The following is a 14,817-nucleotide window of genomic DNA, read 5'->3' as shown; positions in this document are numbered from 1 at the left end:
CGCTCAGGGCCCGAGGCCCCCGGTCGCACCGGGCCGGGAGCCCCCGGAGAGCCCGCGGCCGACCGGGGACCGCCCCGGCCCCTCGCGGACCGCCCGGGGCCGGTGCCAGACCGCCCGGAAAGGCCGGAGGGCCCGTACGGAAAGGCCGGAGGGCCCGTACGGAAACGATTCCGTACGGGCCCTCCGGCGACGTCGAGGGCACCGGCCTCACAGACCGGCGGCCTCCGCCAGGTCCTTCTTGATCGCGGCCAGCACGCCGGCCGCCGTGGCCCGCGCCGTCCCCAGCTCGCTCGCGTCCGCGACCGGGACCACGACCTCCAGGTAGCACTTGAGCTTGGGCTCGGTGCCGCTCGGCCGGACGATCACCCGGGCCTTGTAGTCGCCCTCCAGGTAGTAGCGCAGACCGTCCGTCGGCGGCAGCGTCTCCGTGCCCTTCGTCAGGTCCTCCGCCGAGACCACCGTGAGCCCGGCGAGCCGGACCGGAGGCTTCTCGCGCAGCGCCGCCATCGCGTTCGCGATGACGCTCAGGTCCTCGACCCGCACCGACAGCTGGTCCGTGGCGTGCAGACCGTGCGCCACCGCCAGGTCGTCGAGCAGATCGGTGAGCGTGCGGCCCTGCTCCTTCAGCTCCGAGGCCAGCTCGGCGACGGCCAGCGCCGCCGTGATGCCGTCCTTGTCGCGCACGCCCTCCGGGTCGACGCAGTAGCCGAGCGCCTCCTCGTAGCCGTACCGCAGGCCCTCCACGCGGGCGATCCACTTGAAGCCGGTCAGCGTCTCCTCGTGGCCGACGCCCGCCGCCGCGGCGATCCGGCCGAGCAGCGAGGACGACACGATCGACTCCGCGAACACGCCCCGGGCGCCCTTGTGCACCAGGTGCGCGGCGAGCAGCGCGCCCACCTCGTCGCCGCGCAGCATCCGCCACCCGCCCTCGACGGAGGCGTCCGGCACGGCCACGGCGCAGCGGTCGGCGTCCGGGTCGTTCGCGATCACGATGTCGGGGTCCACGGCCCGGGCCGCCTCGAAGGCCAGGTCCATCGCCCCCGGCTCCTCCGGGTTGGGGAACGCGACCGTCGGGAACGCCGGGTCCGGGTCCGCCTGCTCGGCGACCAGCGCCGGCGGCGGGAAGCCGTGCCGGGCGAAGGCGGCCGTCAGGACGTCCTTGCCGACGCCGTGCATGGCCGTGTAGACGGTCCGCACGCTCCGCGGGGAACCGGGGGTGAGCACGGCGTCCGTCCGCGCCAGATACGCCTCCAGGACCTCGTCGCCCAGCACCTCCCAGCCGCTGTCCGGCCGGGGCACGTCGGCGAGCGCGCGGACCGCGTCGATCTCGGCGGCGATCTCCGCGTCGGCGGGCGGCACGATCTGCGAGCCGTCACCCAGGTACACCTTGTAGCCGTTGTCCCGCGGCGGGTTGTGGCTCGCGGTCACCTCGACGCCCGCGACGGCACCCAGATGCCTTATCGCGTACGCCAGGACGGGTGTCGGCAGGGGGCGCGGCAGCAGCGCGGCGCGCAGCCCGGCGCCGGTCATGACGGCGGCGGTGTCGCGCGCGAAGTCGGCGGACTTGTAGCGGGCGTCGTAGCCGATGACGACGAGGCCACCCGTCTGCCCCTTGGCCTTCAGATAGGCGGCGAGGCCGGCGGCCGCGCGGATGACCACGGAGCGGTTCATCCGCATCGGGCCCGCGCCCAGCTCGCCGCGCAGTCCGGCGGTGCCGAACTGCAGCGTGCCGGCGAAGCGGGCGGCGAGCTCGTCGCGCGCGGCCTCGCCGCGGCCGAGGAGCGCGCCGAGCTCCTCACGGGTCTCCGGGTCGGGGTCCTCGGCGAGCCACGCCTGGGCGCGGGTGAGGAGGTCGTCCTGGGTCACGGTGCGTGTGCCTTTCGGTGGAGCGGGGCGGTGGAGCCGGGCGGTGACGGGGCGGGCGGTGGCGGATGAGGACGCCGCTGCGCGGGACCTTTCCCCGCCCCGCCCCTTCCCGTAACCGCGGGCTCCACCCCCGGGCCCCCGCGCCTCGGACGGGGAAACGGCCGTCGAGCCGTACGGGGGCCGGGCCGGAGCCCCGGTCACGGGGCGCCCGGAGGAACGGTTCGGAGGACTCAGATGCGGTCGAGGACCCGCGTCAGCAGTTCGCCCATCCGCGCCGCCGAGTCACGGCCGGCCTGGAGGACCTCCTCGTGGTTCAGCGGCTCGCCCGACAGGCCCGCCGCCAGGTTGGTGACGAGGGAGATGCCGAGCACCTCGGCGCCGGCCTCACGGGCCGCGATGGCCTCCAGGACCGTGGACATGCCGACGAGGTCGCCGCCCATGACGCGGACCATGTTGATCTCGGCCGGGGTCTCGTAGTGCGGCCCGGGGAACTGGACGTAGACGCCCTCCTCCAGGGTCTCGTCGACCTCCTTGCACAGCGCGCGCAGGCGCGGCGAGTACAGGTCGGTGAGGTCCACGAAGTTGGCGCCGACGATCGGGGAGGCGGCCGTCAGGTTGATGTGGTCGCTGATCAGGACCGGCTGGCCGGGGCGCATGCCCTCGCGCAGACCGCCGCAGCCGTTGGTCAGGACGATCGTCTTGCAGCCGGCGGCGACGGCGGTGCGCACGCCGTGGGCGACCGAGGCGACGCCGCGGCCCTCGTAGAAGTGGGTGCGGCCGAGGAAGACCAGGGCGCGCTTCTCACCGATCTTGTACGAGCGGATCTTGCCGCCGTGGCCCTCGACGGCCGGCGGCGGGAAGCCGGGCAGCTCGGTGACCGGGAACTCGGCCTCGGGCGCGCCCAGGGCGTCGACGGCCGGGGCCCAGCCCGAGCCCATGACCAGGGCGACGTCGTGGTTCTCGACTCCGGTCAGCTCGCGAAGGCGGGCTGCGGCGGCCTCTGCGGCCTCGTACGGGGTGGCAGTAGCGTTCACTGACTCTCTCGCCTCGGGGAGGGGGGTCCGAGGGAAGCCCCGGACGGATTTGATACGCGCAGCAGCCTAGCCGGAGAATCCCTACGCGCGTAGATGACGGCGCGCACGGAGCTGCGATCGTTGTCTTGTCGTTTCCCACGAAGGTCCGACGAACGACCGGCGAAGGCGCCTCCGACCGGCTCCGAGCGGCCCGTCGGGGCCGCCGGCCGCCCCCACGGGCGGGACCGCTCCCGACCGGACCCTTCGGGCCCGGCGCCGGTCAGCACGGACGCTTGCGCAGCTCCATCACGTAGTCGTGCGGTGCCCCCGCCGACTCGGCGGCGTCCGCGACCTCGCCCAGGTAGCGGGCCGAGGGCAGCCCGCCCTCGTAGGCGTTGAGCACGTACACCCAGGCCGGCTCCTCGCCGTCCAGGGTGTGCACCCGGACCCGCATCCGCCGGTAGACGTCGAGGCCGACGCCCTCCCACCGGTCCATCGAGTCCTCGTCCATGGGCGCGATGTCGTACAGCGCCACGAAGACCTGCGAGCGCGGCGCCTCCACGATCGTGGCCAGCGCCCCCTCCCAGCCCATCTGCTCCCCGCCGAAGGTCAGCCGCCAGCCGTTCAGCCAGCCCGTGCCGCGCAGCGGCGAGTGCGGTGCGCGGCGGCTCATCAGCCGCGCGTCGAGGTTGCCGGCGTAGGCGGCGTAGAGCGACATGGGGTCGAGGGTACGGGAGGGGGCGGGGTGGGCGGCGACGACCGGGGCGGGGCCGGGGCGCGGGCCGTGGTCGGGCCCGTGCGGCAGGGGCCCGTCGCGGTGGGGCGGCCCCGGCGCGAGACTCGCCCGTACGTACGGGACAATGGGGTACGCACTTGAAGCGTGCGGGACAATGGCGTACGCACTGCAGCCCACGGGGGGCTCCCCCCGGCAGAACGAGAGCGCGAGGCGTAGATCCCAGTGACCCGGATCGTGATCATCGGCGGCGGACCCGGCGGATACGAGGCGGCCCTGGTGGGCGCCCAACTCGGCGCGGAGGTGACCGTCGTCGACACCGACGGCCTCGGCGGCGCGTCCGTCCTGACCGACTGCGTGCCCTCCAAGACCCTGATCGCCACGGCGGAGGTGATGACCACCTTCGACTCCTCGTACGAGGAGCTGGGCATCATCGTCGCGGACGACACCCCGCACGTCGAGCAGTCGGCCCGGGTGGTCGGCGTGGACCTGGGCAAGGTGAACCGCCGTGTGAAGCGGCTCGCGCTCGCCCAGTCGCACGACATCACCGCCTCCGTCACCCGGGCGGGCGCCCGTGTCCTGCGCGGTCGCGGCCGGCTCTCCGGGCGGCAGGCCATGGACGGCTCCCGCCAGGTGGTCGTCACGGCCGCCGACGGCACCGAGGAGACGCTGACCGCCGACGCCGTCCTGATCGCCACGGGCGGCCACCCGCGCGAGCTGCCGGACGCCAAGCCGGACGGCGAGCGGATCCTGAACTGGACCCAGGTCTACGACCTCGGGGAGCTCCCCGAGGAGCTCATCGTGGTCGGCTCCGGCGTCACCGGTGCCGAGTTCGCCGGCGCCTACCAGGCGCTCGGCTCCCGGGTCACCCTCGTCTCCTCCCGCGACCGCGTCCTCCCGGGCGAGGACCCGGACGCCGCCGCGGTCCTGGAGGACGTCTTCCGCCGCCGCGGCATGAACGTCATGGCCCGTTCCCGCGCCGAGTCCGCCAAGCGGGTCGGCGACCGGGTGGAGGTCACCCTCTCCGACGGCCGGGTCATCTCCGGCACCCACTGCCTGATGGCCGTCGGCGCCATCCCCAACACGGCCGGGATGGGTCTCGAGGAGGCCGGCGTCCGGCTCAAGGACTCCGGTCACATCCGGACCGACAAGGTCTCCCGGACCTCGGCGCCCGGCGTCTACGCGGCCGGTGACGTCACCGGCGTCTTCGCGCTCGCCTCGGTGGCCGCCATGCAGGGCCGGATCGCGATGTACCACTTCCTCGGCGACGCGGTGGCCCCGCTCAACCTGAAGACGGTCTCCTCGAACGTCTTCACCGACCCGGAGATCGCCACCGTCGGCTACACCCAGGCCGACGTGGACGCCGGCAAGATCGACGCCCGGGTCGTCAAGCTGCCGCTGCTGCGCAACCCGCGCGCGAAGATGCAGGGCATCCGGGACGGCTTCGTCAAGATCTTCTGCCGTCCGGGCACCGGGATCGTGGTCGGCGGCTGTGTCGTCGCCCCGAAGGCGAGCGAGCTGATCCATCCGATCTCGATCGCGGTCGACAACAATCTGACCGTTGAACAGATCGCAAATGCTTTCACCGTGTACCCCTCCCTGTCGGGCTCGATCGCGGAAGTGGCACGGCAGTTGCACACCCGAAAGACCGCGGGCGAGGCCTAAGGGCCCGTACGGCCACCGGCCCCGCCTGCGGGAACGGTTCGCCGACTCGGACAACCCCCGGCAAGCCGGGGCATAGAACGATCAACGGCGGGGCTCTCCATACCAGCTGGGGGCCCCGCCTGTGTGCATCTTCTGCAATTCGGCGCATAGTGCTGAAAACCATCGGCGGGTCACGTTACTGTCAGTTTCGTGTTCGCTGCAGAACGTCGCCAGTTGATCCTCGAAATGGTGCGTGCCAATGGAGCCGTGTCGCTCCGCGAGCTCGCCCGCGTCGTCCAGACCTCAGAAGTGACCGTACGGCGAGACGTGCGGGCCCTGGAGGCAGAAGGACTCCTCGACCGCCGGCACGGCGGTGCGGTACTGCCGGGCGGGTTCACGCGCGAGTCCGGCTTCCCGCAGAAATCCCATCTCGCGACCGCCGAGAAGACCGCCATCGCCGACGTCGCCGCCGGCCTCGTCGACGAGGGCGAGGCCATCGTCGTCGGCGCCGGCACCACCACGCAGGAACTGGCCCGCCGGCTCGCCCGGGTGCCGGGGCTCACGGTCGTCACCAACTCGCTGCTCGTCGCCCAGGCCCTCGCCCACGCCAACCGGGTCGAGGTCGTCATGACCGGCGGCACCCTGCGCGGTTCCAACTACGCGCTGGTGGGCAGCGGGGCGGAGCAGTCGCTCCAGGGCCTGCGGGTCTCCCGGGCCTTCCTCTCCGGCAGCGGACTGACCGCCGAGCGCGGCCTGTCCACGTCCAACATGCTCTCCGCGAGCGTGGACCGGGCACTCGTGCAGGCGGCGGCGGAGGTCGTGGTCCTCGCCGACCACACCAAGCTCGGCACCGACACCATGTTCCAGACGGTGCCCACCGACGTGATCACCCGCCTGGTCACGGACGAGCCGCCGCCCCAGGACGAGCGGGCCGCCACCGAGCTCCAGGCCCTGGCCGACCAGGGCGTGCAGATCGCGGTGGCCGGCTCCGGCGCCCCGGCCCACGGAGGCGAGCAGCACCCCCCGGGCGCCCGCCCGCGCCGTGACCTCCCGCTGCCGGGACAGCGCGGCCGGATGCCGGGCGGCCAGTTCCGCGGCGGCCCGGCCGGACCGGGCGGCGGCGCGCTCACGAGCGAGGTGCTGTCTCCCGAACGGACGGCGCGTGTCGCGGACATGCGCCGCCGCTGAGGGAGAGGGCCGAGGGCGCAGAGGGCCGCCCGGCCCCTCGGGTCCCGTACGGCCGGGCCGGCAGGCTCCGAACGCTCAGGCCCGGCCGCAGAGCTTCAAACCCGTACGGTCAGGCCCCGCCGCAGTCCCTCAGACCCGTATGGCCAGGCCCGGCCTCAGACCTTCAGGCCCCGTACGGTCAGGTCGAGCAGCCGGTCGGCCAAGGCCGGGTCCTCCGGGGACCGTTCGGCGGCCAGGGCGATGGCGTTGGTGAGCTTCATCAGGTCGCCGATCGACACGTCCGCGCGGACCGCACCCGCCTCGCGGGCCCGGGCGAGCAGCGGTGCGCCCGCCGCCCGTAGCGGCTCGCTGCACTCCGCGAGGGCCGAAGTCCCGTCCGGTGCCGCGGACATGAGGGCGATCGAGAGGCCGCGGTACTCGCCCGCGTGGGCGATCAGGGTCCGCAGCCAGCCGACGAGCGCGGCGCACGGGTCGGCGGCCTCGGCCAGTTCCGCAGAGCGGTCGAGCAGCGCCGCGAGGGCGTCCTGGAAGACGGCGCCGACCAGCGCCTCGCGGGTGGGGAAGTGCCGGTAGAGGGTGCCGATGCCCACTCCGGCCCGGCGGGCGATGTCCTCCAGGGAGGCGTCCGTGCCGTGCGCGGCGAAGGCGGCGCGGGCCTCGGCGAGCAGGCGCGCGTGGTTGCGGCGGGCGTCGGCGCGCATCCTTGCTCCTTCCTCCCGTGTCCGGGCCGGGTGTCACGAAGGGCCCGCAGGCGGTGGATGCCTGCGGGCCCTTCGTACCGTACGCGTACCGTACCGGTGCCGGACGTCAGTCCTTGATCTCGCAGATGGCGGCGCCGGAGGTGAGGGAGGCGCCGACCTCGGCGGTGAGGCCCTTGACGGTGCCGGACTTGTGGGCGTTGAGGGGCTGTTCCATCTTCATGGCTTCGAGGACGACGATGAGGTCGCCTTCCTTGACCTCCTGGCCCTCCTCGACCGCGATCTTGACGATCGTGCCCTGCATCGGGGAGGCGAGGGTGTCGCCGGAGGCGGTCGGGCCGGACTTCTTGGCCGCCCGTCGCTTCGGCTTGGCACCGGCGGCCAGGCCCGTGCGCGCGAGGGTCATGCCGAGCGACGACGGCAGGGAGACCTCGAGTCGCTTGCCTCCGACCTCGACGACGATGGTCTCGCGGCCGGTTTCGTCTTCGTCGGTGTCGCCGGCTGCGGGGGTGAAGGGCTTGATGTCGTTGGTGAACTCGGTCTCGATCCAGCGGGTGTGGACGCGGAACGGGTCGGCGGTGAAGGCGGGGTCGGTGACGACGGCCTGGTGGAAGGGGATGGCGGTGGCCATGCCTTCGACCTTGAACTCGGCGAGGGCGCGGGCGGCGCGCTGGAGGGCCTGTTCGCGGGTGGCGCCGGTGATGACGAGTTTGGCGAGGAGGGAGTCCCAGGCGGGGCCGATGACGCTGCCGGATTCGACGCCGGCGTCGAGGCGGACGCCGGGGCCGGTGGGCGGGGTGAAGGTGGTGACGGTGCCGGGGGCGGGGAGGAAGTTGCGGCCGGGGTCTTCGCCGTTGATGCGGAACTCGAAGGAGTGGCCGCGGATTTCGGGGTCGTCGTAGCCGAGTTCCTCGCCGTCGGCGATGCGGAACATCTCGCGGACGAGGTCGATGCCGGTGACTTCTTCGGTGACGGGGTGTTCGACCTGGAGGCGGGTGTTGACCTCGAGGAAGGAGATGGTGCCGTCGGTGCCGACGAGGAATTCGACGGTGCCGGCGCCGACGTAGCCGGCTTCCTTGAGGATCGCCTTGGAGGCGCGGTACAGCTCCGCGTTCTGTGCTTCGGTGAGGAAGGGGGCGGGGGCTTCCTCGACGAGCTTTTGGTGGCGGCGCTGGAGGGAGCAGTCGCGGGTGGAGACGACGACGACGTTGCCGTGGGTGTCGGCGAGGCACTGGGTTTCGACGTGGCGGGGCTTGTCGAGGTAGCGCTCGACGAAGCATTCGCCGCGGCCGAAGGCGGCGACGGCTTCGCGGACGGCGGAGTCGTAGAGTTCGGGCACTTCTTCGAGGGTGCGGGCGACCTTCAGGCCGCGGCCGCCGCCGCCGAAGGCGGCCTTGATCGCGATGGGCAGGCCGTGCTGCTCGGCGAAGGCGACGACCTCGTCGGCGCCGGAGACGGGGTCGGGGGTGCCGGCGACGAGCGGGGCGCCGGCGCGCTGGGCGATGTGACGGGCGGCGACCTTGTCGCCGAGGTCGCGGATGGCCTGCGGGGGCGGGCCGATCCAGATCAGTCCGGCGTCCAGGACGGCCTGGGCGAACTCGGCGTTCTCGGAGAGGAACCCGTAACCGGGGTGCACCGCGTCCGCACCCGAGTCCTTGGCGGCCTGGAGGACCTTGGCCATGTCCAGGTAACTGGTGGCCGGAGTGTCACCGCCCAGGGCGAACGCCTCGTCGGCCGCGCGGACGTGCAGGGCGTCCCGGTCCGGATCGGCGTAGACGGCTACGCTTGCGATCCCGGCGTCCCGGCAAGCACGGGCGACACGGACAGCGATTTCGCCACGGTTGGCGATGAGCACCTTGCGCACGATGGCTCCCTCCTTGAAACAAGCTGAGTTTAGGGACTGCCGACACGGCACTTCGACCCGTCCCCAGTGGTGAGCTTGCCCACACGGAGCGTGATGCGAGGCTTGCTCGGGTCGTGAAATCCCTTGTCGTACCACGGTACGCAGGGATTCTTTACGGCACAGTAGCTCCGAGGTGTGGCGCAGGTCTCTGTTCGCGCGGCCAGTCGACAAACGGGTTTCTTTGTGGAGTCCCTACGAATGGCGCAATGATTCTTTGCCAGGGTGGCGGGCGCACGCCCGCGTGCGCGAACCCTTGTCCCGGGGTTTACCGGCCAGTAGCCTTCGCGATGTCGTACGTACCGGAGGTAACAGCCGCATCCAGGGGGTGGCCCACGTGGCCCGCAGACCGATAGCGCTCGTGACGGCGGTGGTGCTCTTCCTCGAAGCGCCCGGCATCGTGGCGGTCAACGCGGTCATGGCCCGGTTCGTGAAGGCCCAGTCGATGTCCCTCGACGGGCTCGACCCCGAGGTCATGTACACCGGCACCTGGGCCCTCGGTATCGGCTCCGGCGTCCTGCTGCTCCTGTGCGGTCTGGTACCGCTGATCGCCGCGCTGCGCGACCGCCGGCCCGGCCGCGCGGGCCGCGCCCTCCTCATCGGCTGCGCGGTCGTGCACGGAGTCCTCGGCGCGGTGGCGGTCGGGCTGCTCGGCTGGGCGGCGTTCGCGTTCCTGATGGTGGTGGTGGGCCTGATCGTCCTCACCCTGGTGGCGTACGGGGAGGCGCGGCCGGAGCCCGGGGCCGGGCCGGAGCCGGGGCCGGAGCCCGAGGCGGCGCCGGCCGCCGCCTGAGCCGGCCGCGGGTGAACCGGCCTCAGGCCCAGAGGTCGGTGATGGAGACGCCGAGCTTGGCGAGCAGGGTGCGCAGCAGCGGCAGGGAGAGGCCGATGACGTTGCCCGGGTCGCCGTCGATGCCCTCGATGAAGGGGGCCGAGCGGCCGTCGAGGGTGAACGCGCCCGCCACGTGGAGCGGTTCGCCGCTGGCGACGTAGGCGGCGATCTCGGCGTCGCTGGGCTCGCCGAAGCGGACGACGGTGGAGGCGGTGGCCGACTCGTAGCGCTTGGCGGCCGTGTCGTAGACGCAGTGGCCCGTCTGGAGGATGCCCACCCTGCCGCGCATCGCCTTCCAGCGGGCGGTGGCCTCCTCGGCGTCGGCCGGCTTGCCGAGGGGCTGTCCGTCCAGCTCCAGGACCGAGTCGCAGCCGATGACGAGGGCGCCGAACACCTCCGGACGGGCGGCGACACGGGCGGCCTTGGCCTCGGCGAGGGCGAGGGCCAGCTCGGCGGGCGTCGGGGCGTGCACCTTGTCCTCGTCGACGCCGCTCACGATCACTTCCGGAGCGAGTCCGGCCTGCCGGAGCAGGCCGAGCCGGGCGGGGGAGGCGGAGGCGAGCACGACACGGCGGTGATCAGCAGTCATGAGGGCAGCGTAGCGAGGCCGGGCCGGGCCCGTCAGCGTGCGCCGGATCGCCGGCGCCTGGGCGGGACGCGCCGGGGGGAAGGGGGATGCGCCGGCTCGGCGTGCGCCGGATCACCGGGTGCCGGGGAGGGATGCGCCGGGGGGAAGGGGGATGCGCCGGATCAGCGTGCGCCGACCACGAACATCAGCAGCACCATCGCCACGGCGAGCAGCACGCTCGCGCGCCGCAGCTTCGCCTGCATCTCGCGCAGTTCCTTGGGCGGCTCGTTCTCGGGGTCGGACCAGAGCATGCCCACGATCCTGCGGTCCGGCGGGCCGGGGCGCCTGAGTACTCGTACTCAGGCGCCCCGTGCCGAAGGACTAGTCCGCACCAGGGGCGGGGGAGGCGACGAAGGCCCCGGCCGCCGCCGCGGCGAGGGCCGCCTGGACCGACCGTTCGGCGTGGGTCTCGTGCAGGTCCTCGCGCGAGACCGCGAAGCGGTAGTAGAGCGGGGCCGAGACGGCGCGCAGGAGTTCGAGGGCGTCCGTGCCGGCCGGGACCTCGCCGCGGGCCGCCGCCCGGGTCACCACCGGGGCCCATTCCTCCAGGCGGGTGCGGTAGAAGCCGCGCAGGGCGGTCGCGCACTCCTCGTCGCAGGCGGCCGCCGCGATCACGGCCCGGAAGACGGCGCCCATCCGGGGGTCGGTGAGGGTGCGGTGCACGAGGGCCGCGTTGGCCCGCAGGTCGCCGGCGAGGCTGCCGGTGTCGGCGGCCGGCAGTGACTGTTCGGCCATGTCGTGCAGCAGGTCGGTGACCAGGCCCACGGGGGAGCCCCAGCGGCGGTAGACGGTGGTCTTGCCGACGCCGGCGCTCGCGGCGATCTGATCCATGTTCAGGGTGTGGAAGCCGGAGGCCGCGAGCGCGTCCTCGGTGGCGTCGAGGACGGCCCGGCGCACCTTCGCGGTACGGCCCCCGGGGCGCACGGTGCCGGGCACGGCCGACGGGCTCTCACTCAAACGGGACTCCTGTTCCATTAGTGACTCGGTATCTGCTACCGTCTCGGACATCTTAACGGAACGAGAATCCCGTTAAGGCTCGTGTGTTCGCGCTCCCGAAGGACTCGCCATGAAGAAGCTCCTCACCCCGCTGCTCGCCGCCGCCCTCGGCCTCACCCTGCTCTCCGGCCCCGCGGCCGACGCCCGGCCCGCGCCCGCCGCGCGGTGGCACGCCGCCTGGGGCGCCGCCCCGCAGCTCCCCTCCACCGGCTTCACCGCCAACTGGTCCCAGGAGGGATTCTCGCGCCAGACCCTCCGGCAGGTCGTCCGCCTCACCGAGGACGGCGACCGGGTACGGATCAGGCTCTCCAACGCGTACGGCACCTCGCCCCTGGCCGTCACCGGCGCCACCGTCGCCCGCACCACCACCGGCGCGTCCGTCGACCCGGGCTCGGTGCGCCACCTCACCTTCGGCGGCGAGCGGTCCGTGTCCGTGCCCGCGCACGGCGAACTCCGCAGCGACCCGGCCCGGCTCGACGTCGGACGCCTGGACTCGGTGACCGTCACCCTCTACTTCGCCGGGACGACCGGGCCGGCCACCTTCCACTCCCAGGCGTGGACCGACAGCTACCGCGCCGACGGCGACCGCCGCGCCGACACCGACGGCCGCGCCTTCACCGCACGCAGCCAGTCCTGGTACTACCTCAGCGGCGTCGAGGTCTCCGGAGGCACCCCGCCCGCGAAGGGCGGCGTGGTCCTCTTCGGGGACTCCATCACCGACAGCTTCGGCTCCACCCCGGACACGAACCGCCGCTACTCCGACGCGCTCGCCGAACGCATCGACGCCCCCGTCGTGAACGCCGGCATCGGCGGCAACCTCGTCCTCAACGACTCGGCCTGGTACGGCGAACGCTCCACCGCCCGGTTCCGGCGCGACGCCCTCGACCAACCCGGCGTCACCACCGTCGCCCTGCTCCAGGGCCTCAATGACATCGGCTACAGCGAGGCCGCCCTCAAGCCCGACGCCCACCCCACCTACAAGCCCTCACCCGTCGTCACGTCCGCCGAACTCATCGCCGCCTACCGCCAGTTGATCGACGCGGCGCACGCCCGTGGCGTACGCGTCATCGGCTCGACCCTGCTGCCCTTCAAGGACACCAGCCACTGGGGCCCCACCGCGGAACGGACCAGCGCCGAGGTCAACCACTGGATCCGGACCTCCGGCGAGTTCGACGCGGTCGTCGACTTCGCGACGCTCCTCGCCGACCCCCGGGACGCCAAGGCGCTGAACCCGGTGTACGCGCACGCCGACCGGCTGCACCCCAACGACGCCGGCTACCGCCTCATGGCTGAGGCGGTCGCCCCCCTGCTCTGACCGTCCCCGCCCCGCACGCGCCGAAGGCCGGACCTCCCGCACATGGGGTCCGGCCTCCGCCCGTCCGTCCTTCCGTACCGACCGCCGTCACACGGGCCAGTAGGACCGCGTCCACGAGCGCGGGCCCGGCCGGTGGCGCACGCCGCGGGCGATCCGCGCCGGGTCCGACCAGCCCTCGGTGACCGCCGGGCCGCCGTCCTCGGCGGCAGCCGCCGCCGTGGCCGCGGCCCGGGCCTGGACCACCGCCAGTGCGGCGGCCAGCTCCTCCGGCGTCGGGTTTCCTCGTACGACCTTGATCATGGGGGTGTCCCTCCCGGAGGTTAGAGCGGGATGTTGCCGTGCTTCTTCGGAGGCAGGGATTCCCGCTTCGTACGCAGCTGACGCAGGGCCTTCACGATCTGCGGGCGCGTGTCGGACGGCAGGATCACCCCGTCGATGTAACCGCGCTCGGCCGCGATGTACGGGTTGAGGAGGGTGTCCTCGTACTCCTGGATCAGCCGCGCGCGCACCGCCTCCAGGTCCTCGCCGTTCGCCTCGGCCTCGGCGAGGGTGCGCCGGTGCAGGATGTTGACCGCGCCCTGCGCGCCCATGACGGCGATCTGCGCGGTCGGCCAGGCCAGGTTGAGGTCGGCGCCCAGGTGCTTGGAGCCCATGACGTCGTAGGCGCCGCCGAAGGCCTTGCGGGTGATGACCGTGATCAGCGGGACGGTCGCCTCGGCGTACGCGTAGATCAGCTTCGCGCCGCGCCGGATGATGCCGCCGTACTCCTGGTCCACGCCCGGCAGGAAGCCCGGGACGTCGACGAAGGTGATGACCGGGATGTTGAAGGCGTCGCAGGTGCGGACGAAACGCGCCGCCTTCTCGCTCGCGTTGATGTCGAGGCAGCCGGCGAACTGCATCGGCTGGTTCGCCACGATGCCGACCGGGAAGCCCTCCACGCGGCCGAAACCGGTGAGGATGTTCGGCGCGAACAGCGCCTGGGTCTCCAGGAACTCGCCGTCGTCGAGCACGTGCTCGATCACGGTGTGCATGTCGTACGGCTGGTTCGCCGAGTCCGGGATGAGGACGTCGAGCTCGCGGTCCTCGTCCGTCGTCTCGGTGTCGGCCTGCTCCGGGAAGGCCGGCGGCTCCGACAGGTTGTTGGAGGGCAGGTAGGACAGAAGGGACTTGACGTACTCGATCGCGTCCTTCTCGTCGCCCGCCATGTGGTGGGCCACGCCCGAGGTGGTGTTGTGGGTGCGGGCGCCGCCCAGCTCCTCGAAGCCGACGTCCTCGCCGGTCACCGTCTTGATGACGTCGGGACCCGTGATGAACATGTGCGAGGTCTGGTCCACCATCACCGTGAAGTCGGTGATCGCGGGGGAGTAGACCGCGCCGCCCGCGCAGGGGCCGACCACCAGGGAGATCTGCGGGATCACCCCGGAGGCGTGGGTGTTGCGGCGGAAGATCTCGCCGTACGCGCCGAGGGCCATGACGCCCTCCTGGATGCGGGCGCCGCCGGAGTCGTTGATGCCGATCACCGGGCAGCCCGTCTTCAGGGCGAAGTCCATGACCTTGACGATCTTCTGGCCGTAGACCTCGCCGAGGGCGCCGCCGAAGACGGTGAAGTCCTGCGAGAAGACGGCGACCGGGCGGCCGTCGACGGTGCCGTAACCGGTCACCACGCCGTCACCGTACGGGCGGTTCTTGTCCAGGCCGAAGTTGGACGAACGGTGCCGGGCCAGCTCGTCCAGCTCCACGAACGAACCTTCGTCGAGCAGCAGTGCGATGCGCTCCCGCGCCGTCAGCTTTCCCTTCGCGTGCTGCTTCTCCACCGCCCGCTCGGAACCGGCGTGCGTGGCCTCGCCGATCCGGCGCTGCAGGTCCGCGATCTTGCCCGCGGTCGTGTGAATGTCGATCTGGTTGTGCTCTGCCGGCTCGGACATCGGGATGCGGCTCCCTGCCTGGTCACGGGGGGTTCGATGACTACGAATGGACTACTGCTGGGCTACTGACCCGTAGCGT

14 protein-coding genes are annotated in these 14,817 nt (G+C 72.7%); 4 read left to right on the top strand and 10 right to left on the bottom strand.

Annotated features, from left to right (window positions below; genetic code table 11):
* Window positions 1–207: 207 nt before the first annotated feature.
* The 3 genes from ABD954_RS12440 to ABD954_RS12430 form a co-directional block, all read right to left on the bottom strand.
* Window positions 208–1,866, bottom strand: a complete 1,659-nt coding sequence (locus ABD954_RS12440; RefSeq protein ID WP_345486061.1) for a phospho-sugar mutase — start codon at window positions 1,864–1,866, stop codon at window positions 208–210.
* A gap of 230 nt (window positions 1,867–2,096) precedes the next feature.
* On the bottom strand, window positions 2,097–2,900 hold the full coding sequence (locus ABD954_RS12435; RefSeq protein ID WP_345486060.1) for a purine-nucleoside phosphorylase: 804 nt from the start codon (window positions 2,898–2,900) through the stop codon (window positions 2,097–2,099).
* Window positions 2,901–3,159: 259 nt separating this feature from the next.
* Window positions 3,160–3,597 (bottom strand): gamma-glutamylcyclotransferase family protein, encoded by a 438-nt coding sequence (locus ABD954_RS12430; RefSeq protein WP_345486059.1) that lies wholly within the window; start codon window positions 3,595–3,597, stop codon window positions 3,160–3,162.
* A gap of 240 nt (window positions 3,598–3,837) precedes the next feature.
* On the opposite strand from ABD954_RS12430, the gene ABD954_RS12425 reads away from it, so the two are divergent.
* Together ABD954_RS12425 and ABD954_RS12420 are read left to right on the top strand one after the other, a co-directional pair.
* Window positions 3,838–5,277, top strand: a complete 1,440-nt coding sequence (locus tag ABD954_RS12425) for an NAD(P)H-quinone dehydrogenase (protein WP_345486057.1) — start codon at window positions 3,838–3,840, stop codon at window positions 5,275–5,277.
* A 225-nt stretch (window positions 5,278–5,502) separates the two neighbouring features.
* Entirely contained in the window at window positions 5,503–6,444 is a 942-nt protein-coding gene (locus ABD954_RS12420; RefSeq protein ID WP_446696951.1) for a DeoR/GlpR family DNA-binding transcription regulator, read from the top strand.
* 155 nt (window positions 6,445–6,599) lie between these two features.
* On the opposite strand, the gene ABD954_RS12415 is transcribed toward ABD954_RS12420, so the two are convergent.
* Together ABD954_RS12415 and ABD954_RS12410 are read right to left on the bottom strand one after the other, a co-directional pair.
* A complete protein-coding gene (locus tag ABD954_RS12415) occupies window positions 6,600–7,145 on the bottom strand; it encodes a TetR/AcrR family transcriptional regulator (protein WP_345486053.1) in 546 nt (181 codons plus the stop codon).
* A gap of 106 nt (window positions 7,146–7,251) precedes the next feature.
* Window positions 7,252–9,006, bottom strand: coding sequence for an acetyl/propionyl/methylcrotonyl-CoA carboxylase subunit alpha (locus ABD954_RS12410; RefSeq protein WP_345486051.1), 1,755 nt, complete (start codon window positions 9,004–9,006; stop codon window positions 7,252–7,254).
* A 373-nt stretch (window positions 9,007–9,379) separates the two neighbouring features.
* Here ABD954_RS12410 and ABD954_RS12405 point away from each other — a divergent pair, with 373 nt between their 5' ends.
* Window positions 9,380–9,835 carry a hypothetical protein gene (locus ABD954_RS12405; RefSeq protein ID WP_345486049.1) on the top strand — a complete coding sequence of 152 codons (456 nt, stop codon included), beginning with the start codon at window positions 9,380–9,382 and terminating at the stop codon, window positions 9,833–9,835.
* A 22-nt stretch (window positions 9,836–9,857) separates the two neighbouring features.
* Here the strand turns inward: ABD954_RS12405 and ABD954_RS12400 are convergent, their stop codons facing one another.
* The 3 genes from ABD954_RS12400 to ABD954_RS12390 all read right to left on the bottom strand — a co-directional run bounded on the left by ABD954_RS12400 (window position 9,858) and on the right by ABD954_RS12390 (window position 11,510).
* On the bottom strand, window positions 9,858–10,463 hold the full coding sequence (locus ABD954_RS12400) for a nucleoside triphosphate pyrophosphatase (protein WP_345486047.1): 606 nt from the start codon (window positions 10,461–10,463) through the stop codon (window positions 9,858–9,860).
* A gap of 161 nt (window positions 10,464–10,624) precedes the next feature.
* The gene (mmpB, locus tag ABD954_RS12395) at window positions 10,625–10,753 is read right to left on the bottom strand and encodes a morphogenic membrane protein MmpB (protein WP_345486044.1); all 129 of its coding nucleotides are present in this window, start codon (window positions 10,751–10,753) and stop codon (window positions 10,625–10,627) included.
* 70 nt (window positions 10,754–10,823) lie between these two features.
* Window positions 10,824–11,510, bottom strand: a complete 687-nt coding sequence (locus ABD954_RS12390; RefSeq protein ID WP_382745844.1) for a TetR/AcrR family transcriptional regulator — start codon at window positions 11,508–11,510, stop codon at window positions 10,824–10,826.
* Between the two features lie 58 nt (window positions 11,511–11,568).
* Between ABD954_RS12390 and ABD954_RS12385 the strand changes: the two genes are divergently transcribed.
* Window positions 11,569–12,813: an SGNH/GDSL hydrolase family protein gene (locus ABD954_RS12385; protein WP_345486039.1), complete on the top strand. Its 1,245-nt coding sequence runs from the start codon at window positions 11,569–11,571 to the stop codon at window positions 12,811–12,813.
* Between the two features lie 87 nt (window positions 12,814–12,900).
* Here ABD954_RS12385 and ABD954_RS12380 read toward each other — a convergent pair whose 3' ends face one another.
* The gene (locus tag ABD954_RS12380; protein WP_345486037.1) at window positions 12,901–13,113 is read right to left on the bottom strand and encodes an acyl-CoA carboxylase subunit epsilon; all 213 of its coding nucleotides are present in this window, start codon (window positions 13,111–13,113) and stop codon (window positions 12,901–12,903) included.
* A 20-nt stretch (window positions 13,114–13,133) separates the two neighbouring features.
* Window positions 13,134–14,738, bottom strand: coding sequence for an acyl-CoA carboxylase subunit beta (locus ABD954_RS12375; RefSeq protein ID WP_345486035.1), 1,605 nt, complete (start codon window positions 14,736–14,738; stop codon window positions 13,134–13,136).
* Window positions 14,739–14,817: the final 79 nt, after the last annotated feature.

This window comes from Streptomyces roseoviridis, assembly GCF_039535235.1.
Classification (GTDB): domain Bacteria; phylum Actinomycetota; class Actinomycetes; order Streptomycetales; family Streptomycetaceae; genus Streptomyces; species Streptomyces roseoviridis.
Note: the sequence above shows the minus strand (reverse complement) of the source record. Positions and strands in the feature narration are given on the sequence as shown.

Coding starts and splice junctions, on each gene's coding strand:
- ABD954_RS12385 (WP_345486039.1), top strand. CDS start 11,569: ATGAAGAAGCTCCTCACCCCGCTGCTCGCCGCCGCCCTCGGCCTCACC.
- ABD954_RS12380 (WP_345486037.1), bottom strand. CDS start 13,113: ATGATCAAGGTCGTACGAGGAAACCCGACGCCGGAGGAGCTGGCCGCC.
- ABD954_RS12390 (WP_382745844.1), bottom strand. CDS start 11,510: ATGTCCGAGACGGTAGCAGATACCGAGTCACTAATGGAACAGGAGTCC.
- ABD954_RS12420 (WP_446696951.1), top strand. CDS start 5,503: ATGGTGCGTGCCAATGGAGCCGTGTCGCTCCGCGAGCTCGCCCGCGTC.
- ABD954_RS12400 (WP_345486047.1), bottom strand. CDS start 10,463: ATGACTGCTGATCACCGCCGTGTCGTGCTCGCCTCCGCCTCCCCCGCC.
- ABD954_RS12430 (WP_345486059.1), bottom strand. CDS start 3,597: ATGTCGCTCTACGCCGCCTACGCCGGCAACCTCGACGCGCGGCTGATG.
- mmpB (WP_345486044.1), bottom strand. CDS start 10,753: ATGCTCTGGTCCGACCCCGAGAACGAGCCGCCCAAGGAACTGCGCGAG.
- ABD954_RS12375 (WP_345486035.1), bottom strand. CDS start 14,738: ATGTCCGAGCCGGCAGAGCACAACCAGATCGACATTCACACGACCGCG.
- ABD954_RS12415 (WP_345486053.1), bottom strand. CDS start 7,145: ATGCGCGCCGACGCCCGCCGCAACCACGCGCGCCTGCTCGCCGAGGCC.